General features: G+C 71.6%; 19 protein-coding genes. 4 read left to right on the top strand and 15 right to left on the bottom strand.

Features of this window, described 5'->3' with window-relative positions:
* Positions 1–126 precede the first annotated feature (126 nt).
* From C4V41_RS32950 to C4V41_RS32930, 5 genes are all read right to left on the bottom strand, one after another.
* Positions 127–1,008, bottom strand: a complete 882-nt coding sequence (locus tag C4V41_RS32950) for a dihydrodipicolinate synthase family protein (RefSeq protein ID WP_103959859.1) — start codon at positions 1,006–1,008, stop codon at positions 127–129.
* 44 nt (positions 1,009–1,052) lie between these two features.
* A complete protein-coding gene (locus C4V41_RS32945) occupies positions 1,053–1,919 on the bottom strand; it encodes a carbohydrate ABC transporter permease (RefSeq protein ID WP_200824386.1) in 867 nt (288 codons plus the stop codon).
* The gene (locus tag C4V41_RS32940; protein ID WP_103959858.1) at positions 1,916–2,782 is read right to left on the bottom strand and encodes a carbohydrate ABC transporter permease; all 867 of its coding nucleotides are present in this window, start codon (positions 2,780–2,782) and stop codon (positions 1,916–1,918) included. The genes C4V41_RS32945 and C4V41_RS32940 overlap by 4 nt, the downstream gene beginning before the upstream one ends.
* Before the next feature lie 56 nt (positions 2,783–2,838).
* Positions 2,839–4,086, bottom strand: a complete 1,248-nt coding sequence (locus C4V41_RS32935) for an ABC transporter substrate-binding protein (protein WP_103959857.1) — start codon at positions 4,084–4,086, stop codon at positions 2,839–2,841.
* Positions 4,087–4,148: 62 nt separating this feature from the next.
* Positions 4,149–5,321, bottom strand: a complete 1,173-nt coding sequence (locus tag C4V41_RS32930) for a DegT/DnrJ/EryC1/StrS family aminotransferase (RefSeq protein WP_200824385.1) — start codon at positions 5,319–5,321, stop codon at positions 4,149–4,151.
* Between the two features lie 47 nt (positions 5,322–5,368).
* Here C4V41_RS32930 and C4V41_RS32925 point away from each other — a divergent pair, with 47 nt between their 5' ends.
* A complete protein-coding gene (locus C4V41_RS32925; protein WP_235030508.1) occupies positions 5,369–6,574 on the top strand; it encodes a response regulator in 1,206 nt (401 codons plus the stop codon).
* An 11-nt stretch (positions 6,575–6,585) separates the two neighbouring features.
* Here the strand turns inward: C4V41_RS32925 and C4V41_RS32920 are convergent, their stop codons facing one another.
* From C4V41_RS32920 to C4V41_RS32910, 3 genes are all read right to left on the bottom strand, one after another.
* Positions 6,586–7,641, bottom strand: a complete 1,056-nt coding sequence (locus C4V41_RS32920; RefSeq protein ID WP_103959856.1) for a dihydrodipicolinate synthase family protein — start codon at positions 7,639–7,641, stop codon at positions 6,586–6,588.
* Positions 7,642–7,693: 52 nt separating this feature from the next.
* Positions 7,694–8,701 carry an NAD-dependent epimerase/dehydratase family protein gene (locus tag C4V41_RS32915; RefSeq protein ID WP_103959855.1) on the bottom strand — a complete coding sequence of 336 codons (1,008 nt, stop codon included), beginning with the start codon at positions 8,699–8,701 and terminating at the stop codon, positions 7,694–7,696.
* Positions 8,702–8,777: 76 nt separating this feature from the next.
* Positions 8,778–9,665 carry a Gfo/Idh/MocA family protein gene (locus C4V41_RS32910; RefSeq protein ID WP_103959854.1) on the bottom strand — a complete coding sequence of 296 codons (888 nt, stop codon included), beginning with the start codon at positions 9,663–9,665 and terminating at the stop codon, positions 8,778–8,780.
* 143 nt (positions 9,666–9,808) lie between these two features.
* On the opposite strand from C4V41_RS32910, the gene C4V41_RS32905 reads away from it, so the two are divergent.
* Positions 9,809–10,531 carry a VIT1/CCC1 transporter family protein gene (locus tag C4V41_RS32905; RefSeq protein WP_103959853.1) on the top strand — a complete coding sequence of 241 codons (723 nt, stop codon included), beginning with the start codon at positions 9,809–9,811 and terminating at the stop codon, positions 10,529–10,531.
* An 89-nt stretch (positions 10,532–10,620) separates the two neighbouring features.
* Here the strand turns inward: C4V41_RS32905 and C4V41_RS32900 are convergent, their stop codons facing one another.
* The 6 genes from C4V41_RS32900 to C4V41_RS32875 all read right to left on the bottom strand — a co-directional run bounded on the left by C4V41_RS32900 (position 10,621) and on the right by C4V41_RS32875 (position 17,356).
* On the bottom strand, positions 10,621–10,803 hold the full coding sequence (locus C4V41_RS32900) for a hypothetical protein (RefSeq protein ID WP_146103880.1): 183 nt from the start codon (positions 10,801–10,803) through the stop codon (positions 10,621–10,623).
* Between the two features lie 481 nt (positions 10,804–11,284).
* Positions 11,285–11,920 carry a LysE family translocator gene (locus C4V41_RS32895; RefSeq protein WP_103959949.1) on the bottom strand — a complete coding sequence of 212 codons (636 nt, stop codon included), beginning with the start codon at positions 11,918–11,920 and terminating at the stop codon, positions 11,285–11,287.
* A 190-nt stretch (positions 11,921–12,110) separates the two neighbouring features.
* On the bottom strand, positions 12,111–12,464 hold the full coding sequence (locus C4V41_RS32890; RefSeq protein ID WP_103959851.1) for a GerW family sporulation protein: 354 nt from the start codon (positions 12,462–12,464) through the stop codon (positions 12,111–12,113).
* A 66-nt stretch (positions 12,465–12,530) separates the two neighbouring features.
* The gene (gene zwf, locus C4V41_RS32885) at positions 12,531–13,898 is read right to left on the bottom strand and encodes a glucose-6-phosphate dehydrogenase (protein ID WP_103959850.1); all 1,368 of its coding nucleotides are present in this window, start codon (positions 13,896–13,898) and stop codon (positions 12,531–12,533) included.
* Between the two features lies 1 nt (position 13,899).
* A complete protein-coding gene (gene pgi / locus C4V41_RS32880) occupies positions 13,900–15,531 on the bottom strand; it encodes a glucose-6-phosphate isomerase (protein WP_103959849.1) in 1,632 nt (543 codons plus the stop codon).
* 118 nt (positions 15,532–15,649) lie between these two features.
* Complete coding sequence (locus C4V41_RS32875) at positions 15,650–17,356, bottom strand: IlvD/Edd family dehydratase (protein WP_103959848.1); 1,707 nt, start codon at positions 17,354–17,356, stop codon at positions 15,650–15,652.
* A 51-nt stretch (positions 17,357–17,407) separates the two neighbouring features.
* Here C4V41_RS32875 and C4V41_RS32870 point away from each other — a divergent pair, with 51 nt between their 5' ends.
* Both C4V41_RS32870 and C4V41_RS32865 read left to right on the top strand, forming a co-directional pair.
* Positions 17,408–19,711: a phosphoketolase family protein gene (locus C4V41_RS32870; RefSeq protein ID WP_200824384.1), complete on the top strand. Its 2,304-nt coding sequence runs from the start codon at positions 17,408–17,410 to the stop codon at positions 19,709–19,711.
* Positions 19,687–20,862: an acetate/propionate family kinase gene (locus tag C4V41_RS32865; RefSeq protein ID WP_103959846.1), complete on the top strand. Its 1,176-nt coding sequence runs from the start codon at positions 19,687–19,689 to the stop codon at positions 20,860–20,862. The genes C4V41_RS32870 and C4V41_RS32865 overlap by 25 nt, the downstream gene beginning before the upstream one ends.
* On the opposite strand, the gene C4V41_RS32860 is transcribed toward C4V41_RS32865, so the two are convergent.
* The gene (locus C4V41_RS32860; RefSeq protein WP_103959845.1) at positions 20,863–21,897 is read right to left on the bottom strand and encodes a PAS domain-containing sensor histidine kinase; all 1,035 of its coding nucleotides are present in this window, start codon (positions 21,895–21,897) and stop codon (positions 20,863–20,865) included.
* Positions 21,898–21,917: the final 20 nt, after the last annotated feature.

The following is a 21,917-nucleotide window of genomic DNA, read 5'->3' as shown; positions in this document are numbered from 1 at the left end:
GCGAGTGAAGCACAGGGGCGGGAGGGCGAGAAGCCGCACCCGGCGGCGCGGCCCGCTGGTTCGGCGTCCGGCCAGGTCAGGGGCTCTGCTCGGAGGCGGCGGGAGTTGCAGTACCGCGTGAAAGTTTCAGCGGGCGGCCGCGAGGACCCTGGCGCGCTCGCCGTCCGGCAGGGCGGGGCCGTACGGGTCGAAGGCGTGGGGCTCCGGGATCAGGCCCTCGGCGGCGGCCAGCCACACCATGCGCTGGACGTATCCCTCCATGGGGGCCGTGAAGGTGGCCGCGGCCAGCCGGTCCAGGCGCGCGGACGCCTTCTCGAACCCGCGCAGGTCGTCGTCCTCGAACGCGCGCAGCACCGCCGCCGTCGTCTCCACCGAGGCGGCCGCGATGCCCACCAGCGCCGCCTGCGCGCCCCAGAGCAGCGAGGGGCCGAACATGCGGTCCTCGCCGGTGATGGCCAGGCGGTCCGACGCGCGGGTGAGGGCGATCGTCTCCTGGCAGCCCATCGCGTCGGACAGCAGGGCGGTCTTCAGCCCGGCGACGCCGGGGTGGCGCAGGATGTCGCGGAGCACGGCGGGCGGGCAGGGGTCGGTGTACAGGTCGAACGCGATCATCGGCAGCCCGGCGGCCGCCCAGACCTCCTCGTGCAGGGCCAGCCGGTCACCCGGCGACGGGAACACCAGCACGCCGTCGGCGCCCAGCTCGGCGGCCACCCGCGCGTTCACAGTGGGTTCGGCGGGACCGATGCCGGCGATGACCGGGACGCCCGTGCGGCGGGCGCGGGTGATCAGGCCGGCGCGGACGTCCGGCGGCAGGAACGGGCCGCGGCCCGTGTGGGCCAGGACCGCGAGCGCGTCCGCGCCCGAGGCGGTCAGGCGGCGGTAGTACGCCTCCGCGACGTCGAGGTCGACCTCGCCCGACCGGGTCATCGGCGTCGCCGCGGCCGCCACCAGGGCACCGCGCAGGCGATCGCGCAGGCGGGCGGCCCGCGCGTCGATCGGCGTGCTCATCGTCGCTCCCCTCACCGTTTGGTCCGGGCGACAAGCGTAGGGGATCACTTCAGCCCGGTCATGGCGATGCTGCTGACCAGGTAGCGCTGCAGCAGGAAGAACACCACCAGGCAGGGCACGGCCGAGATCGCGGCGGAGGACATCAGCGTCGCCCACTGCAGCTCCTCCGTCTTCAACACCGTCAGGCCCACGGTCAGCGTACGGGTGGCGTCGCTCTGCGAGATCACCAGCGGCCACAGGAAGTCGTTCCAGTGCCACAGGAACACGAACACGCCCAGCGTGGCCAGGATCGGCTTGGTCAGCGGCACCACGATCGTCCAGTAGACGCGCAGCTCCGAGGCGCCGTCCACCTTGGCGGCGTCGAACAGCTCGTCCGGCAGGCCCAGGATGAACTGGCGCATCAGGAAGACCGCCTGCGAGTTGGCCAGCGTCGGAACGATCAGCCCCCAGAAGGTGTCGGCGCCGCCGAAGTCGGAGACGAGCACGTACAGCGGGATGAGCGTGGCCTGGAACGGCACCATCATCGTGGCGAGGAACGTCCACAGCATGGTGTCGCGGCCGGGGAAGCGCTTCTTGGCGAACGCGTACCCGGCCATCGACGAGGTCAGCAGGATGACGACCACGGAGACGGCCGAGTAGACGAAGGAGTTGAGCGTCCATTCGGCGAACCCGGAGGCGTTCAGCACTCGCGCGAGGTTGTCGAAGGTCAGCGACTCGGGCCAGCGCACGGGCACGGTCGGCTCGCCCCGGGGCGAGAGCGCCACGATGATCATGGCGAGGAACGGGCCCATGGTCAGCAGCGACATGACCGAGAGCAGCGCGTACAGCGCCCATCGGCGGCCGCGGGGGCGGCGCGGGGCGGCGGGGCGGCCGGTCCTGGCGGCGGTGGGGCGCGTGGCCGTCAGCGTCACGTGTTCTCCTTGCCGGCGAAGCGGCGCTGGATCAGCGAGACGGCCAGCACGACGGCGAAGAGCACCATCCCCCAGGTGGCCGCGTAGCCGAACTCCCAGAACCGGAAGCCGCGTTCGAAGATGCCGTAGATGAGGGTGTAGCTGGCCTTGGCGGGGCCGCCGCCGGTCATCACGTAGATCGTGTCGAAGACCTGGAACGAGGCGATCGTCTCGATCACCAGGACGAAGAAGAGGGCGGGCTTGAGCAGGGGCAGCGTGATCGAGCGGAAGCGCTGCCAGGCGCTGGCGCCGTCGACCCTGGCCGCCTCCAGGTAGGAGCCGGGGATGGCCTTCAGCCCGGCCAGCAGGATCAGCATCGAGTAGCCGAAGCCCTTCCAGCAGGAGACGAGGGCCAGCGCGGGCAGCACCAGCTCCGATCGTTCCATGAACGCGACCGGCGCCACGTCGAGCTTGGCCAGCAGGCCGTTGACCAGGCCGTCGAACTCGTAGATCCAGCGCCAGATGAGGCCGGCGAAGACGAAGCTGGTGACGTACGGCAGGAAGAGGATGCCGCGGAACAGCCCGCGCAGGAAGACGATCGAGTTGAGCAGCAGCGCCGTGCCGAGCGCGACCAGCACGACCAGCGGCACGTAGATGGCCGAGTACACCAGGGTGACCCGCAGGCTGGACCAGAAGTTGGCGTCGTTGACGAGCCGGGTGTAGTTGTCGGCGCCGACAAAACTCCATTCGCCGCCGATGTTCCAGTTCGTCAGGCTCATGCCCGCAGCGCCGAGCGTGGGGAAGATCTTGAAGATCAGGAAGAGCACGAGCATGGGGAGGACGAACAGCAGTCCCGTGATCGGATCGCGCAGGCGATGACGCACCGGGGTTCACACCTTTCCAGAAGACGGGGCCTCCCGCGCGGGAGGCCCCGATCGTGTCAGCCGCCGTTGGCCAGCAGCTCGTTGCCCTCCTTCGCGGCGGCGTCGAGGGCCGTCCTCGCGTCCTCCTTGCCGATCAGCGCCGCCTGTACGTGCGCCGCGATCATCGCCATCACCTGCCGGGCCTTGGGGTGGGCGTCACCCGGGAAGGCGAACTCCAGCGACTTGGCGAACTCCTTGGACGTCGCCGACTGGCCGGGGATCGTCACGTCGGTACGCGCGGAGAAGAAGCCGGATTCCTGGGCCAGCCGCGCCGCGACCTCGGGCGAGGCCACGTACGCGGCGAACTTCTTGGCCGCGTCCTTGTTCTCGGAGTGCTTGGCCAGCACCAGGCCGCCCGGAATGCCGAACGCGACCCGCTTCGTCCCCTCCAGGGGCAGGCCGATGCCGACGTTCTCCGCGCCGATGGCGGCGCCGAGCTGGTCGGCCATGAGCGCCGTGGCCGCGTGGTACATCGCGGTCTTGCCGCCGGCGAGCGCGCCGCCCTCGATGTCGTTGCCCTTGCTGGCGGTGTTCTCCGGCAGGCCGCCGGCCGTCTTGAGGTCGAGCAGGAGTTGCAGGCTGTCGATGCCCGGCTGCGCGTTGACGGTGACGCTCTTGCCGTCGGGCGAGAACACCGAGCCGCCGTTGGCCCACAGGATCGGGTAGAAGCTCTGGTTGAGCGAGACCTCGGGCTTGCCCGGGTAGTCGAGGACGGCGACCTTCTTGGCGGCCAGCTTGGGCGCGGCCTCCTTCAGCTCGGCCAGCGTCTCGGGCACCTTGGTGACGCCGGCGTCGGCGAAGAGCCTCTTGTTGTAGATGGGCGCCGTGATCGTCTGGTAGATCGGGACGCCGTAGAGCTTGCCGGCCACGGTGAGCGCGGTGAGCGAGCCCGGCAGGTAGGCACCCTTGTCGGCGGCGATCACGTCGTCCACGGGCTCGAGCGTGCCCTGCTGGGCGTACTGCGGGATCTGGTCGGGGCCGAGAACGACCAGGTCGAAGCCCTTCCTGGAGGCCAGCGCGGTGGTGACCTTCTCCTGGCGGCCGTCCCAGGGCTGCTGGTCGATCGTGACGTCGATGGCGGGGTTCGCGGCCTCGAAGTCCTTCTCGGCCTTGTCCCAGAAGGCCTTGTGCTTGGCCTGGTCCATGATGACGGGATACATCCAGAGGGTCACCGTGCTCTTGTCCGAGCCCGAGCCACCCGAACCGCACCCGGCGATCACGACGCTCAGGGCGGCCACGATTCCGGCTGCCGCTACCTTCCTCATCGGTGGCTTCCTTTCTTGAATACCGGTCCTGACCGAAACCTAGTGAGCGAGGGCGGAACGGGTCAATGCCTGATGCGTGAACGTGACTGGGGATGGCTCCCGATCGCCTCGGCGATGGCCGCCACGTGCTCCGAGGTGTAGTGCTCGTTCCAGTCGATGATCAGCAGCGTGTCGCCGACCAGGCGTTCGGCCTCGGGGCAGGCGGCGGGGCGGTAGCCGTCGAGTGGGTAGTGCGACGTGCCGTAGATCGGCCCGCCCCAGAGCGGGGCCTTGTTCAGCGGTTCCTTGAGGTAACCGGCCCGCGCCGGAATCCCGGCCGCGCTCAGGTGCGCCGCCAGCTCGGGCGCGCCGCCGCCGGGCAGCACGAGCGGGAACAGCCACCAGGCGTGGCCGTCCGGGCGGGGCGGGACGATCCCCTCGTGGCCGCGCAGGGCCTCGATGAGCTCTCCGGCGGTCCGCCGCCGGGCGGCCACCACGCCGGGGAGCTTCGCGAGCTGGGCGCGGGCGACGGCGGCCTGCAGTTCGGTCATGCGGTAGTTGAGGCCCAGGCTCTCGTGCGAGCGGCCCGCGGCCCGGTCCCAGCCCTTGTCGGCGAACAGCCGCATGCGCCTGGCCAGCTCGTCGTCGCCGGTGATCGTCAGGCCGCCGTCGCCGCAGGTGATGTGCTTCCACTGCTGCAGGCTGAGGGTGCCGACGTGGCCGGCCGTGCCGGCGTACCGGCCGGTGGGCAGTTCGGTGAGCCAGGCCTGGGCGCAGTCCTCGATGAGGATCAGGCCGTGCTCGTCCGCCAGGGCGCGCAGCTTCCCTGCCCTGGCCGGCGCGCCGAACAGGTGGACCGCCATGATGGCCCTGGTACGCGGCCCGATGAGCGCGGCCACGGCGTCCGGGTCGAGGTTGCCGTCGGACGGGTCCACGTCCGCGAAGACAGGAACGGCGTTCTGCGCCAAGATGGGGGCCACGGTCCCGAAGTCCGTGATCGGCGTCGTGATGATCTCGTCTCCGGGATCCGGCGCCGCCGCCACGACCGACAGGTGGAGGGCCGCGGTGCCGGAGCTGCACGCGATCGCGTGGCGGGAGCCGTACAGCTCGCCGACCTCGCGTTCGAGCGCCCGCGCCTCGGTCCCCCACACGGAGCTGAGCATGCCGGAGCGGATCACCCGCTCCAGCGCGGCCGTCTCCTCGTCTCCGAGGGTACGGCCGGCGGGTTCGGCCATGTTGGGAAAGTACAGGGTCACCGGATAACCTTTCGGTCTAGACCGTATTGAACGAGAAGGAGGCGCGGGTGGGTATCGTCATCGGAGTCGTCGGCCCGCACGATCTGGTCGACGACGTCGCGGCCACCTGCGAGGAGCAGCCCGGGGTGAGCACGCTCCGGCTCGACTACGACCACGAGTCGCAGGCTCCGGCCATCGTCGAGGCCCACGCCACCTCGGTGGAGGGCTGGCTGTTCACCGGCATCGTCCCGTACATGCTGGCCCGCGACGCCGACGTGCTCTCCCGCCCCGCCGCGTTCGTCGACTACTCGGGCGCGACGCTGCTCAGCGCTCTGGTCCGGCTCCAGCACGAGGGCCACGACCTCACCCGCCTGTCCATCGACACCATCTCCCCGGCCGACGTCACCGCCACCTTCGTCGAGGCCGGGCTGCCCACCGAGCGGCTGCGCACCCTCGGCTACCGCCCCGAGTCGACCTCCAAGAAGGTCATCGACTTCCACCGCCGCGGCCCCGCTCACCCCGTGATCACCTGCCTCAGCTCGGTCCACGAGGCGCTGCGCGGCGAGATGCACGTGCTGCGGCTGGCGCCGTCGGTGCACTCGGTACGCGTCGCGCTGCGCCAGCTCCTGCTGACCGCCGAGGGCCAGGCCCAGGAGGACGCGCAGATCGCGCTCGGCCTGGTGGAGGTCGACGGCGAGGAGGGCCTGCTGCGCGAGGCCGGCGCGCTGGGCGGCACGCTGGCCGCCTTCCGTGGCGGCACCCACCTGCTGGTCACCACCCGCGGCCCCCTCTACGACGCCACCGGCGGCTTCACCGGGCTGCCCATGCTGGCCCGGCTGGCCGCCCACACGAGCGTGGCGCGGGTGGGATTCGGCCTGGGGCGCAGCGCGGCCGAGGCCGAGAGCCTGGCCCGCCGCGCGCTGGCCAGGGCCCGGCGGATCGGGAACGTGGCCGCCGTGCTGTCATTGCGCGCCGACACCGACATCGTGCTGGAGTCGGTGACCAGCGCGCCGTCCGGCGAGCAGAACCTGCCGGTGCTCGCGCGCCGGGTGGGCCTGTCGGTGCCGACGCTGGAGAAACTGCTGGAGGCCCGCGACGCGGCCGGCGGCGAGGCGTTGACCACCCGCGAGATCGCCGACCGGCTGGCCGTCCAGCAGCGCACGGCGCGGCGGATGCTGCACCGGCTGGAGCTGGCCGGGCTGGCCGAACGCACGGGCAACCTGACCAGCGGCTCCAGCGGCCGCCCGCTGACCCTCTACCGCCTCACGCTGTAACCGTTTGTCACTTATGCCAGCCATCGGTCGAGTCCTTCGGCCACGAAGTCGTCGTCGCGCAGCCACGGGTAGGCGGCCTGCACGCGGTCGATCTCCGCGAGCTGTCCCGGCGAGAGGTCCTCGGCGGGGTCGAGGCACCAGCGGCCCCGCAGCAGGCCCTGGCGGCGCAGCACCTCGTGGATGCCGGGGATGCACCCGTGGAAGCCGTTCGCCGAGTCGAAGATGGCCGCGTTGGCGTCGGTGAGGTGGCCGTCGAGGGTGAGCAGCCGGCGTACCGCCGCGTCGTCGCCCGAACGGGCCAGCTTGGCCTCCTCTAACAGTTCCACCGCCCGCCGTACCCAGACCGCCCACTGGCCGAGCAGCCCGCCGGCGAACTCGACCTCCACCTCGCGCCCGTCCACGACCACCCGGTGCGTGGTGATGAGGTCGGCCAGGATGTGGTCGTCGTTGCCCGTGTAGAGCGCCAGCTCACCGGCCCGGCCCGCCCGTACGACGCCGTGCAGCACGTCGAGCGTGCGATACCGGTCGAACGGCGCGACCTTGACGCCGACGACGGACTCGATCGCCGCCAGCCGCGTCCAGAACTCCCGCGACAGCGAGCGGCCGCCCACGGCGGGCTGCAGGTAGAAGCCGATCACCGGCAGCACCTCGCCGACGGCCCGCGCCCGCTCGATCAGCCCGTCCTCGTCCAGCTCGCGGCACGGGCTGAGCAGCACCATGTGATAACCGAGCGACCTGGCCATCTCCGCCTCCGCGACCGCCTGCCGGGTGGTCCCGGTCGCGCCCGCCACCAGCACCACCTCGCGGCTGTACTCCCTGGCCGCGCCGGCCGCCATCTCCAGCACCGGCGGCAGCAGGCCGGTGCCGTGGATCGCGAACTGCGTGGTGTGCACGCCCACCGCCAGGCCGCCCGCGCCGGCCTCCACGTAGTAGCGGGTCAGGGCGCGCTGGCGGCGCTCGTCCAGCTTCCTGTCCTCGGTCAGCGCCAGCGGATGGGCCGGGATGACCAGCCCTCGCCTGAACAGGTCGCGCACGGACGTCTGCGCCTCCGGAGCCGTGCTGAGCACGTGAGGTCCCCCTTCGTCTTCAGGTCTTCGGAAACGGCCGTCTTCCGTGTCTTCAGAAACGGCCGTCGCGGCGTTCGAACTTGGTCGGCTTGCCGAGCAGCGGGCCGCCGTCCGCGACCCAGCGGGCCGTGTGCTCGATGAGCTCGGCGGGGGTCAGCCCGGGGTAGCCGAACAGGCGGTGGCAGCGGGAGGCGTTCGACAGCAGGGCCGTCGGGGCCTCCTCGCCGGTGAACACCGGCTCCTTGCCGAGCGCGGCGCCGAGGGCCTGTGCCGCCTGGCGTACCGAGATGAGCTCGGGACCGGTGACGTTGAGCACGAACGGGGGCGTGTCCGCGTGCAGCAGCGACCGCAGCGTCACCTCGTTGGCGTAGCCCTGCCAGACCACGTTCACCTGCCCCGTGGTGAGGTCGATGGGCTCGCCCGCCAGCACCTTCTGGGCGAGGTCCACGAGGACGCCGTACCGGAGCTCGACCGCGTAGTTGAGGCGGATCAGCGACATCGCGGTGCCGGTGCTCCCGGAGAAGTGCGTCAGGACGCGCTCCCTGCCCAGGCAGCTCATCGCGTAGTCGCCCACGGGGCCGACGGGTGAGTCCTCGGTGCTGCCGCCGCTGGTGACGGGGACGAGGGGGTAGACGTTGCCCGTCGACAGCGCGGCGATCCTGGCGCCCCTGAACCGGTCGGCCACCTGACCGGGCACGAACGTGTTGGTGAACCAGGTGGTGTGCTCGCTGCCCTGGGTGCCGAACTTGGCGCCCACCAGGAACACCACATGGGGTACGTCCGGCAGCTCGGCCAGGACCTTCTTGTCGGCGACGTCGGCGGAGATGACGGTGGCGCCCTCGCTCTGGAGGGATTCGGCCAGGCCCGGTTCGGAGAAGCGGGACACCGCGATGACGCGCCGGTCGCGGCCGGTGGCGTTCAGCGCCAGCCGTACCAGGCTCGGGCCCAGTTTGCCGCCGGCGCCCAGGATCATGATGTCGCCGTCGAGCCTGGCCAGATCGTCGACGAGACCGGGGCTCGGCCGTGCCAGCCGCTCCTCGAGCTCCGCTGTCGTGCGCACGCGGTTTCCTCCATCCGTTATTTACGGTCCAGACCGTAACTGCGCCAGGCTTCCGCTGTCAACGCCCGTCCCGCGATCAGGAGGTCTCACGTGCGCGAACGATCACCTCCAGTACGGCCCGCGTCTCGCGCCACGGCACCGGGCTGGGCGCGCCGCCGGCCATGGCGAGGAACGCCTCGATCGTCCCCTCGTACCCGAGGCCCTTGATCGGGTCGTCCCCGCTCTCAATCAGGATCGTCTCGGTGGAGTCGCGTTTGTGCAGCGTGACCTCGTACGACTCGGACTCGGAGACGCCGAGGATCTCCACCGTCCCGGTGATGCCGTCGTCCCAGCGCAGCGCCATCACGCCGGTGTCCTCGGAGCGCAGCGTGCGATAGTGCCGCGTGCCCCCCGCCGCCCCTGCCAGCCGGACGACGGGCCCCAGCAGCGCCACCAGCAGCTCCACGCCGTGGATGCCCATGGTGACCATCGTCCCGCCGCCCTCGCCCGGGGTGTCCTGCCAGGCGTTGTAGCCGGTCGCCCAGATGCCCACGTCATGCCGTACGGTCGCCCGCACGGCCAGCACCTCCTCCCGCGCCACCCGCGCCCTCGACGCGAAGGCCGGGGCGAACCGCAGCACGGACCCGGACAGCACCCGGTCGTGGATCGGCAGCCGGTCGAGCTGTTCGAGCTGGGCCCGGCCGGCGGCGGCGGGCTTGTTCACGAAGCACGCCGCTCCCGTCTCCAGCACCTGGGCCAGCGCCTGGGGCACCTGGGGGTTGGGCACGGTCAGCACCACTCCGTCCAGCCGCCCCCGGAGCACCTCCTCCAGGCTCGCCGCCACCTTGACCCGCGGATGCTCGTCGGCGAACCGCCGCAAGCGCTCGGGGTCCTGCTCCCAGACGACGAGGTCGGCGTGGCGGATCAGGGTGCGGGCGTCGGTGTAGGGGTGGCTGGTGGCCAGACCGGCGAGAGCTATGCGCACGGGGGTCTCCGTTTCTTACCCGGCTGTCGAAAAGGGAGACCATCATGCCGGGTTTGCGCAGGTCAGGGAAGCCTCCCCTTCGTTGCGGATCTTGGGGACATATGCCACATTACGAACAGAAGGACGATTACTGGAGGAAGCGCATGACCATCGAGCTCGACCGGCCTTACTCGCCCGAGCAGCACCACGGCCACCGGGACGTCACCGGCGGCTGGCTGCGCCCGGCGGTGTTCGGGGCGATGGACGGGCTCGTGTCCAACTTCGCGCTGATCGCCGGCGTGGTCGGCGCCGCGGGGGCCGGGCAGGGAGCGGTGCTGGCCGGGTTCGCCGGGCTGGTGGCCGGAGCGTGTTCCATGGCGGCCGGCGAGTACACGTCGGTGAAGTCCCAGAACGAGCTGATGCGGGCGGAGATCGCCGTCGAACGCCGCGAGCTGGCCCGCAACCCGGCCGGCGAGCGGGCCGAGCTGGCGGCACTCTACCGGTCGCGAGGGCTGGACGCCGATCTGGCGGAGCGGGTGGCCGAGCGCTTGTCGGCCGACCCGGAGCAGGCGCTGCGGGTGCACGTCCGCGAAGAACTCGGTGTCGACCCCGACGACCTGCCGTCACCGTACGTGGCCGCCGGCTCGTCGTTCTGCGCGTTCGCCGCCGGGGCGCTGGTGCCGCTGGTGCCGTTCCTGTTCGGCGCATCGGGGCTGGCGGTGGCCGTGGTGCTGAGCGTACTGGCGCTGTTCGGTTTCGGGGCGGCGGTGGCGACGATGACCGCGCGGCCGTGGTGGCTGGGCGGCCTCCGCCAGCTCGCCCTGGGTGTGGGCGCGGCCACCGTCACGTTCGGCCTGGGCCACCTCCTCGGCGTGGCAGTGTCCTGACCCCGGATGTACGGGGGGAACGTCGTTGAGCCGTGGTCGTGGGCGCTCCGCTGATCGGGCTGCTCCTGTGCTGGTGAACGGTCGCGCCCTCACTGGGCGACGCCCGCGACGGGTCGGTCAGGGCACTGCGCGCAGGCGAACAGATACGCCGAGCCCGCTTCGCCGATCATGGGGCCGCCGGGCCCCAGCCGTTCGGGGTCGAAGCCGGAGCCGAGAAGGTGCCGCTCAAGCGGTGCCCACCGCGGACCCGGGGTCGTCAGCAGACGCGCCATCTCATGCCCCTGGCCGCGGGTGACGCCCTCGGGAGGCTGCACCCCAGTCGATCCATCCGCCGGCCTTCGCGCCCGGGGCGACCGCCAGATGGTGACTCCACTCTTCCGGGCCGTCCAGAAACTGTCGTACGGCTCTGCCGACGCGTGCCAGGTCGGATACTCCTCGACCTGTTCCGGGGAGAGCGTACACGCCGGGGAAGCTGCCCCTTCTCGCCGGCCACGGGCTCGGGAACGTCGGCGAGGAGGTCCGCGACGAGGCTCGCGGCACGCCAGAGCACCCGCACCACCGGCCGGTGGTCGGACTCGTGGACGGAGGGGCGCCACAGCACCTGGCACACGTCGGTGCCCGGCAGGAACGGCGGCTCGGGCACGTCCCGGGCGTACAGTTGGAGGATCGGCACCATCGCGATCGGCGGCGTGCTTGCGTGACCAGGGGACCACGCGTGACCTCGAAACCTCCAGGATCGCCTGCCGAATGCGGCTATGGGCGGCTGGTGGCGGCCAGTTTGACGCCGAGGCCGATGAGGGCGGCGCCGGTGAGGCCGTCCACGGTTCGGCGGACGGCCGGCCTGGCGAACACCCTGCGCAGCGTTCCGACGATGTTGGCCACCACGAGGAACCAGGCGACCGTTCCGGCCAGTGCGATCACCGAGAGCAGCAGCGCGTCACTCCAGGAGGCCCGCGAGCCGACGAACTGAGGCACCAGGGCCACGAAGAACAGGGCCGCCTTGGGGTTGAGCGCGTTCGTCAGGAGACCCTCGGCGAACGCCGCCCACGAGCCGCGACCGCCCGGGTCGGGGACGTCCAGCCGCAGTTCTCCGCCGCCGCGCAACGCCGAGCGGAGCGCCTTGACGCCGAGGTAGAGCAGATAGGCCGCGCCGACCACCTTGACCACGGTGAACGCCAGGGCCGAGGCCGCCAGCAGGGCCGCGATGCCGGTGGTGGCCGCCACCACCCATGCGAACACCCCCACGGCGATCCCCGCCGCGGCCGCCATGCCGTGCCCGCGCCCGGAGACGGCCGAACGACGCACCACGACCGCGAAGTCGGGGCCGGGCGACATCGCCCCCAGCAGCACTACCCCACCAAAAGCCACGATCTGCGCCATAGAACTCATGGCGTCCACCTTAGGCGCACCCACTTCCGGCACACAGGTTCCTTGCGGCGCCGCTTGGCGCTGGGGGCGGCATGGTGCGGGCTCGGCACAGCGCCCCCGGCGCCGCCCATGGGAGGCCTCGAAGGTGCCGACACTCACCGACGCGAGCGTCATGGGACACCGGCGCTCACTGATGCCAGCGCCGTGGGGGTCAGCGCTTGCGGCGGCGGCGCTTGAAGATGGTCCGGAGGGTCAGGAGGAGGACGACGGCCACGAACTGGCCGCCGATGACGATGCGGTTGACGTCGACGGCCGGGCGCCACAGGGCGTCGCCGTTCTTGAGGACGAACACGCCCGCGGGCGTCGCGCCGAAGCCGAAGCCGCCGCCGCTGCCCCCTCCCTCATCGCCCTTCTCCCCCTTGCCCTGCCCCTGGCCCCCGCCGCCCCCTTGGGTGACGCGGGCGACCGGGATGACGGTGATGTCGCCGTGTTGGATCGGGTCGCCGAAGACGCGTTTGACGGTCGCGGCGTCCTTGGACTCTTCCAGCAGCTCCATGATGTTCATGGCCCCATCGTCACCCCGCGAAGGCCGCCCGTCGAATGCCCTAGTCGAACCCTCTGGTCGAACCCTCTAATCGAATGTGGTTGAGATCTCGTGCCAGCCGTCCGGAGCGATGTCGGACGCCGGTGCGGGGCCCCAGGAGCCCTTCTCGTACGGCAAGGGCTGGTCCGGCAGGTCGAGCACCGGCTGCACGATCCGCCACGACTCCTCCACCAGGTCGAACCGGGCGAATCTACGCGGGTCACCGCTGATGGCGTCGGCCAGGATGCGTTCGTAGGCGGCCTCCATGGGCCCGAGCACCTTGGTGAAGTCGACGCTCACCGGCACGGGCCTGGCGTGCATCTTGCCGGGCTCCTTGGCCAGCAGGTCGAACGTCACCCCGGCGTCCGGCTGGAGCCGGAACCTGATGAGGTTGGGGGTGTCGGGCGCCCCGTCGGCGCCGAACATCGTCACCGGCGGCCTGCGCAGCTCGGCGACGATCTCCAGGTCGGTGGTGGGCAGGGCCTTGCCGGAGCGGATGCACCAGGGCACCCCCGCCCAGCGCCAGTTGTCGATGTAGGCGCGCAGCGCGACGTAGGTCTCGGTGGTGGAGCCGGGACGCACGCCGGGCGTGTCGAGGTAGCCGGCGTATTGGCCGCGCACCACGTCGGCGGGCCGGATGGCCTGGACCGCGCGCAGCACCCGCCACTTCTCGTCGAGCTGGGCCCGCGCGTCGGTGGAGGGCGGCGGGTCCATGGCGAGGATGGCCAGGAGCTGCAGGAGGTGGTTCTGGACGACGTCGCGGATGGTGCCGTTGGCGTCGTAGAAGGCGCCCCGGTCGCGTACGTCGAAGTCTTCGGCCATGGTGATCTGCACGCTGCGGATGTGGGAGCGGTTCCAGATGGGTTCGAGCAGCGTGTTGGCGAACCTGAACACCATGAGGTCCTCGACCGGCTCCTTGCCCAGGAAGTGGTCGACCCTGCGCAGGTGGTCCTCGTCGAAGTATTTGAGCAGTTCGGCGTTGAGGTCGCGGGACGACTGCTGGTCCTCGCCGAACGGCTTCTCCACCACGAGCCGGGCGTCGCGGTTGAGCCCGGCTCCGGCCAGGCCCTCGGCGACCACGGCGAACAGCGCGGGCGGCACCGCGAGGTAGTGGACGAGGAAGCCCTTGCCCCCGGCCTCGTCGCGCAGCCGGGCGAAGGTGCCGGGGTCGCGGTAGTCGCCGGCGACCAGCCGCAGGTTGCCGGCCAGCTTCTCGAACGCCGCGTCGTCGGGGCCGCCGCACGCCTCGCGGGCGAACTCGCGCAGCCCGTCGAGGTCCTTGTCGGTCTTGGCCACGCCGATGATCGGCAGGTCGAGCCTGCCGTCGGCGGTCAGGTGGTAGAGCGCGGGCAGCAGCATCTTACGCGCGAGGTCTCCGGTGACGCCGAACAGGACCAGCGCGCCCGCCTGCCCCATCTCAGACGCGCCTTCCGCGCAGCTCACGGTATCTGCGGATCAGTTGTTCGGTGGACGGGTCGGGGGCCGTGGCGGGCGGCTCGTCGGAGGTGAGCGCGGGCGCCAGGTCGAGGGCCATCTTCTTGCCCAGCTCGACGCCCCACTGGTCGAAGGAGTCGACGCCGAAGATGGTGCCCTCGACGAACACGATGTGCTCGTAGAGCGCGACGAGCTGGCCCAGCGTGGACGGGGTGAGCTTGGGCGCGAGGATCGTGGAGGTGGGGCGGTTGCCCGGCATCACCTTGTGCGGCACGATCTCCGGCGGCGTGCCCTCGGCGGCGATCTCCTCGGCGGTCTTGCCGAACGCCAGCGCCGTGGTCTGGGCGAAGAGGTTGGCGGAGAGCTGGTCGTGCATGCCCTCGCGGTCTTCGTGGGGCTCGGCGAAGCCGATGAAGTCGGCCGGCACGAGCCGGGTGCCCTGGTGCAGGAGCTGGTAGAAGGCGTGCTGGCCGTTGGTGCCCGGCTCGCCCCACCAGATCTCGCCGGTGCCGGCGCTCACCGAGGTGCCGTCGGCGCGCACGGACTTGCCGTTGGACTCCATCGTGAGCTGCTGCAGGTAGGCCGGGAAGCGGTGCAGCCGCTGGCTGTAGGGCAGCACGGCGCGGGTCTCGGCGCCGAAGAACTCGGAGTACCAGATGCCGAGCAGGGCCATCAGCACGGGCATGTTGGCGGCGAAGGGGGCGGTGCGGAAGTGCTGGTCGACGGCGTGGAAGCCGGCGAGCATCTCGCGGAACCGCTCGGGCCCGACGGCGATCATCAGGGACAGGCCGATGGCGCCGTCGTAGGAGTAGCGGCCGCCCACCCAGTCCCAGAAGCCGAACATGTTGTCGGTGTCGATGCCGAACTCGGCGACCTTGGCCGCGTTGGTGGAGACGGCCACGAAGTGCCGGGACACGGCGTCCTCGCCGAGCGCGTCGACCAGCCACCGGCGCGCGACCCTGGCGTTGGTGAGGGTTTCGAGCGTGGTGAAGGTCTTGGAGCTGACCACGACGAGCGTGGTGGCGGGGTCGAGCCCGGCCAGGTTGCCGGTGATGTCGGCGGGGTCGATGTTGGAGACGAACCTGGCCGCGATGCCGGCGTCGGCGTAGTCGCGCAGCGCCTCGTAGGCCATGGCGGGGCCGAGGTCGGAGCCGCCGATGCCGATGTTGACGACGGTCTCGATCGGCTTGCCCGTGGCGCCCTTCCACTCCTTGGACCTCACCCGGTCGGCGAAGGCGCTCATCTTGTCGAGCACGGCGTGCACGTCGGCCACGACGTCCTGCCCGTCGACGACGAGCTCGGCCTCGCGCGGCATGCGCAGCGCGACGTGCAGGACGGCGCGGTCCTCGCTGACGTTGATGTGCTCGCCGCGGAACATGGCCTCGACGCGCTCGCTCAGCCCCGCCCGCTCGGCCAGGGCCAGGAGCAGGTCGAGGGTCTCCTGGGTGGCGCGGTGCTTGGCGTAGTCGAGGTAGAGGTCGCCGGCGGTCACCGTCATGCGCCCGGCCCTGCCCGGATCCTGCGCGAACAGCTCACGCAGATGCCTGCCCGCCAGCTCTTCGTGGTGCTTGCCCAGGGCCGCCCACTCCTGGCTCTGGGTGATGTCGCCGTTCACGTTTCCTCCTCGCGTCGCCAACCGACTGGTGCCAAGCTGATCATGCCGGTCCCATCGTCCCGCAACCGCCTACCCACGGTGGTCGATTCCGCGCATGGCGGAGCGGAGTTTTAAGAGCTCAGTGCGATTCGCGGCCCACGTGGTCGCCGCTGGACCCGATGAGGAAGTCGAGGTCGGCGCCGCGGTCGGCCTGGGTGACGTGGTCGACGTAGAGGCGTTCCCAGCCGCGCGCCGGCCTGGCGTACCCGTTCGCGACCGCCGGCCTGGCGGCCAGCTCGGCGCCGGGCACGTCCACGTCGAGCCGCCGGGCGGCCACGTCGAGCACGATCGGGTCGCCGGTGCGCACCTTCGCCAGCGGGCCGCCGGCCGCCGCCTCGGGCACGGTGTGCAGGACGACGGTGCCGTACGCGGTGCCGCTCATGCGGGCGTCGCTGATGCGTACCATGTCGCGCACCCCCTTCTCCAGGAGCTTGGCGGGCAGCGGCAGGTTGCCCACCTCGGGCATGCCGGGATAGCCCTTGGGCCCGCAGCCGCGCAGGACCAGCACCGACGTCTCGTCCACGTCGAGGTCCGGCGAGTCGAGGCGGGCGTACACGTCCTCGACGCTGTCGAAGACGACGGCCCGGCCACGGTGGCGCAGCAGCTCGGGCGAGGCGGCGGCGGGCTTGATGACCGCGCCGCCGGGCGCGAGGTTGCCGCGCAGGACGGCGATGCCCGCGTCGGGCAGCAGCGGGTCGGCGCGCCGCCTGATGACATCCTCGTCCCAGATCTCGGCGCCGGCCAGGTGTTCGACGAGCGGCCGGCCGGTGACGGTGATCGCGGCCGGGTCGAGCAGGTCCTCGACCTCCTTGAGGACGGCGGCCAGGCCGCCCGCCCTGAACAGGTCGTCCATGAGGTGCCGCCCGGCCGGCTGCAGGTCGACCAGGAGCGGCACGCCGGCGCCGGTGCGGTCGAAGTCGTCGAGGTCCAGCGAGACGCCGAGCCGCCCGGCGATGGCCAGCAGGTGGACGACGGCGTTGGTGGAGCCGCCGATGGCGGCCAGGGTGACGATGGCGTTGAGGAAGGAGGCCCTGGTCATCACCTGGCTGGGGCGGCGGCCCTCCAGGGCGAGCTCGACGGCGAGGCGGCCGGTCTCGTGGGAGCGTTCGAGCAGGCGGCTGTCGGGGGCGGGGGTACCGGCGGTGCCGGGCAGCGTCATGCCGAGCGCCTCGGCCATGCAGGCCATGGTGGAGGCGGTGCCCATCGTGTTGCAGTGGCCGCGGCTGCGGATCATGGACGACTCGGAGCGCAGGAACGCCTCGCGAGAGAGCGTGCCCGCGCGTACCTCCTCGCTGAGCCGCCAGACGTCGGTGCCGCAGCCGAGCGGCGCGCCGCGGAAGTGGCCGGTCAGCATGGGGCCGCCGGGCATGACGACGGCGGGCAGGTCGACGGAGGAGGCGGCCATCAGCAGCGACGGGATCGTCTTGTCGCAGCCGCCGAGCAACACCACGCCGTCGATGGGGTTGGCGCGCAGCATCTCCTCGGTGGCCATGGCGACCAGGTTGCGCCAGAGCATCGCGGTGGGGCGCACGTTCGTCTCGCCCAGCGACACGACGGGCAGGTCGAGCGGCACGCCGCCGGCCTCCCACACGCCGTGCTTGACGCTCTGGGCCACCTCGTTCAGGTGGGAGTTGCAGGGGGTGAGGTCGGAGGCGGTGTTCGCGATCGCGATGTGCGGCTTGCGGCCTTCGAACGCCTCCTGCGGCAGCCCGCGCCGCATCCATGCCCGATGGATATAGGAGTTCCGGTCATTTCCTGAATACCAGCGCGAACTCCTCAACTCCATTCCATCACCCTATAAGGGTTCAGGGCGGTCTCTGGAGGAATCAGCAGGGGCATGGACCAATTGGACGCGTACTGGCGGGCGGCGAACTACCTGTCCGTCGGGCAGATCTACCTGCTGGACAACCCCCTGCTCACCGAGCCGCTGCGGCCCGAGCACGTCAAGCCGCGCCTGCTCGGTCACTGGGGTACGACGCCGGGCCTGAACTTCTGCTTCGCGCACCTCAACCGGGTGATCCGCGAACGGGACCAGGACATGATCTACATCGCCGGTCCCGGTCACGGCGGCCCGGCGGCGGTCGCCCACGCGTGGCTGGAGGGGTCGTACTCCGAGCGGTACCCGGACGTGTCGCGGGACGTGGAGGGCATGCGGCGGCTGTTCCGCCAGTTCTCCTTCCCCGGCGGCATCCCGAGCCACGTCGCGCCGGAGACGCCGGGCTCGATCCACGAGGGCGGCGAGCTGGGGTACGCGCTGGCCCACGCGTACGGGGCCGCCTTCGACAACCCCGACCTGGTGGTGGCCTGCGTCATCGGCGACGGCGAGGCCGAGACGGGCCCGCTGGCCGCGAGCTGGCACTCCAACAAGTTCCTCGACCGCCGCGGCGACGGCGTGGTGCTGCCGATCCTGCACCTGAACGGCTACAAGATCGCCAACCCGACGGTCCTGGCCAGGATCCCGGAGGCGGAGCTGCTCAAACTCATGGAGGGGTACGGCTACCGCCCCCACATCGCCGGGCCCGACCACGGGGAGATGGCGGGCGCGCTGGACACCGCGTTCGAGGAGCTGGCCGCGTACAAGGCGGGCGACGCCGACCGCCTCCCGATGATCGTCCTGCGCACGCCCAAGGGCTGGACCGGACCGCGGGAGGTGGACGGCAAGCCGGTCGAGGGGACGTGGCGCGCGCACCAGGTGCCGCTGTCCAAGGTGCGGGAGAACCCGGAGCACCTGGCCATGCTGGAGGCGTGGATGCGCTCGTACCGGCCCGAGGAGCTGTTCGGCGCGGACGGCGCGCCGGTCGGCGGGATCCTGGAGACGGTGCCGCGCGGCCCGCGCAGGATGAGCGCGAACCCGCACGCCAACGGCGGCGAGCTGCTGCGGCCGCTGCGGCTGCCGGACTTCCGCCGGCTCGCGGTCGAGGTCAAGTCGCCGGCCACGCAGCCGAGCGAGCCCACGCGGGTGCTCGGCGGGTTCCTGCGCGACGTGATCGCGGCCAATCCGCGCACGTTCCGGCTGATGGGCCCGGACGAGACCGACTCGAACCGGCTGTCGGAGGTGTTCGAGGTCACCGATCGGGCCTGGAACGCCTCGCTGGAGCCCACCGACGAGAACCTGGCGCCCGGCGGGCGGGTCATGGAGGTGCTGAGCGAGCATCTGTGCCAGGGGTGGCTGGAGGGCTATCTGCTGACCGGGCGGCACGGGCTGTTCAACTGCTACGAGGCGTTCATCCACATCGTGGACGCGATGTTCAACCAGCACGCCAAGTGGCTGGAGTCGTCGCGGAAGATCTCGTGGCGGCCGCCGGTGGCGTCGCTGACGTACCTGCTGTCGTCGCACGTGTGGCGGCAGGACCACAACGGCTTCAGCCACCAGGACCCCGGCTTCCTCGACGTGGTCGTCAACAAGAAGGCCGAGGTCGTACGCGTCTATCTGCCGCCGGACGCCAACACCCTGCTCTCGGTCGGCGACCACTGCCTGCGCTCGCGCGACTACGTCAACGTGATCGTCGCGGGCAAGCAGCCGGTGCTCGACCTGTTCACCATGGACGAGGCCATCGCGCACAACACGCGCGGCCTGGGCATCCTGCCCTGGGCCTCCACCGACCAGGGCAGCGAGCCGGACGTGGTGCTGGCCTGCGCGGGCGACGTGCCGACCCTGGAGACGCTGGCCGCCGCCGCGCTGCTGCGCGAGCACGTCCCCTCGCTCAAGGTGCGGGTCGTCAACGTCGTGGACCTCATGCGGCTGCAGCCGCCGTCGGAGCACCCGCACGGCATGCCGGACGCCGAGTTCGACACGCTGTTCACCACCGACCGGCCGGTGATCTTCAACTTCCACGGCTATCCGTCGCTCATCCACCAGCTCACCTACCGCCGCCGCGGCCACCACAACATCCACGTGCGCGGCTACAAGGAGGAGGGCACCACGACGACGCCGTTCGACATGGCGATGCTCAACGACATCGACCGCTACCACCTGGTCATGGACGTCGTGGACCGGGTCCCGGGGCTCGGCGAGCGGGAGGCGCACCTGCGCCAGCGCATGAGCGACGAGCGGCTGCGGGCCCGCGCCCACACGCGCGACCACGGGCAGGACCCGGAGCACATCAGGGCGTGGACATGGCCGGCCCGATCCTCGTCCTGAACACGGGGTCGTCGTCCATCAAGTACGAACTGGTGGACGTCGGCAGCCGCGAACGCCCGGCCCGGGGGGTGGTGGAGCGCATCGGCGAGGAGCGGGGCCTGCTGACCCATCACGCGGGCGACGCGCCCCCGTACGAGCGGCATGCCCGTTTCGCCACCCACGGCGACGGGCTGGCCGCGGTCATGGAGGCGTTCCGGAAGGCGGGGCCTGAGCTGCGCCCCGTCGCGGTCGGGCACCGCGTCGTGCACGGCGGCACGCGGTTCACGGAGGCCGTGCGCGTCGACGACGAGGTGATCGCCGCGATCGAGGAGCTGGCCCCGCTGGCGCCGCTGCACAACCCGGTCGGCCTGGCCGGCATCCGGGTGGCGCGTCAGTCGTTTCCCGGGGTGCCGCAGGTGGCGGTGTTCGACACGGCGTTCCAGCTCACGCTGCCGCCGGAGGCTTACACGTACGCGGTGCCGCGCGACTGGCGCGAGCGGCTCGGCGTGCGGCGCTTCGGCTTCCACGGCACCTCCTGCGCGTACGTCTCCCGCCGCGCCGCCGCCCTGCTCGGCCGCGACCTGGCCGAGCTGGACCTGATCGTGCTGCACCTGGGCAACGGCGCCAGCGCGACCGCGATCTCCGGCGGCCGCAGCGTGGACACCTCCATGGGCATGACCCCGCTGGAGGGGCTGGTCATGGGCACGCGTTCGGGCGACGTGGACCCCGCGCTGGCGGGCTACCTGGCGCGGGTGGACGGGCTGGACGCCGGTCGGGTGGAGGACGCGCTCGGCCACGAGAGCGGCCTGCTCGCACTGGCCGGGACGGGCGACATGCGCGAGGTACGCGCCCGCTCCGACGCCGACGCCCGGCTGGCCCTGGACGTCTACACCCGGCGGATCCGCAAGTACGTCGGCGCCTACTACGCGCTGCTCGGCCGGGTGGACGCCATCGTGCTGACCGGCGGGGTGGGCGAGCACGATGCCGCCACCCGGGCCGCGTCGCTGGCCGGGCTGGAGCGGCTCGGCGTCGTCGTGGACCCGGCGCTCAACGAGGCCGGCTCGCTGGAGGAGCGCGCGGTGTCGCCGCCGGAGGCCGAGGTGGCCGTCCTCGTCATCCCGGCCGACGAGGAGTGGGAGATCGCCCGCCAGACCCTCGAACTGCTCGGCTGATCAAAGATCGGAGGGCACGCGCGGCACGGCGGGCACCCAGAACTCCACCGTCGTGCCGGTGCCCGCCTCACCGCGGATGTTCCACCAGCCGCCCGCCGCCTCGGCGCGCTCACGCATCTCCACCAGCCCGAAATGCCCGGCCGCCTTGTCGGCCGAGACCAGGCCCACGCCGTCGTCGCGGACCCGGACGTGCACGCCGCGCTGGACCGAGGCCAGCTCCACCACGACGCGTCCGGCCATGGCGTGCTTGCGCACGTTGGTCAGCGACTCCTGGCAGATGCGGTAGACGGTGACCACGGTCTCGGCCGGCGGCTCGTCGTCCAGGTCGTGGACCAGCTCGAACGCCACCCCGGTCATCGTCTGCTCCAGGTAGCCGGCCAGGCTCTCCACGAGCCCGTCGGCGGGCGGGCGCAGGCCGAAGGTCAGGTCGCGCAGCCGCTGCACGGCGTCGTCGACGGCGTCGTCGAGCCCGTGGACGGCGGAGGCGTACGACTCGGGCAGGTTCTCCCCCAGCAGCCGCAGCCGCATCCCGACGGCGACCATGAACTGGATGGTGTCGTCGTGCACGTCGGAGGCGATGCGCCGGCGCTCGCGCTCCTGCGCCTGCACCAGGCGGGCGAGGAGCATGCCGCGCTCGTCGAAGGCCCTGGCCATGCTGCGCCGCTCGGTCAGGTCGCGCGTCACCTTGCCGAACCCGCGCAGGCCGCCCGACTCGTCGTAGAGGGGGGTGATGACCACGCTGGCCCAGAACCTGGTGCCGTCCTTGCGCACGCGCCAGCCCTCCTCCTCCCATCGGCCCTCGGTGGCGGCGGCGCGCAGGCCCATGGCGGGTTTGCCCGACGCCACGTCGTCAGGCGGGTAGAAGGCGGAGAAATGGGTGCCGATGATCTCTTCGGCCAGATAGCCCTTGATACGCTGGGCGCCGATGTTCCAGCTCACGATCACGCCGCCGGGATCGAGCATGAAGATCGCGTAGTCGCGGATGCTCTGGACGAGCAGCCTCATGTCCTCCTGCGACTGGTCACGCGCGGGCATACCGCAGCCTTTCACGGCCG

The organism is Nonomuraea solani (assembly GCF_900108335.1).
GTDB classification, from domain to species: Bacteria; Actinomycetota; Actinomycetes; order Streptosporangiales; family Streptosporangiaceae; genus Nonomuraea; species Nonomuraea solani.
This window is presented reverse-complemented; position numbering and strand designations above follow the sequence as displayed.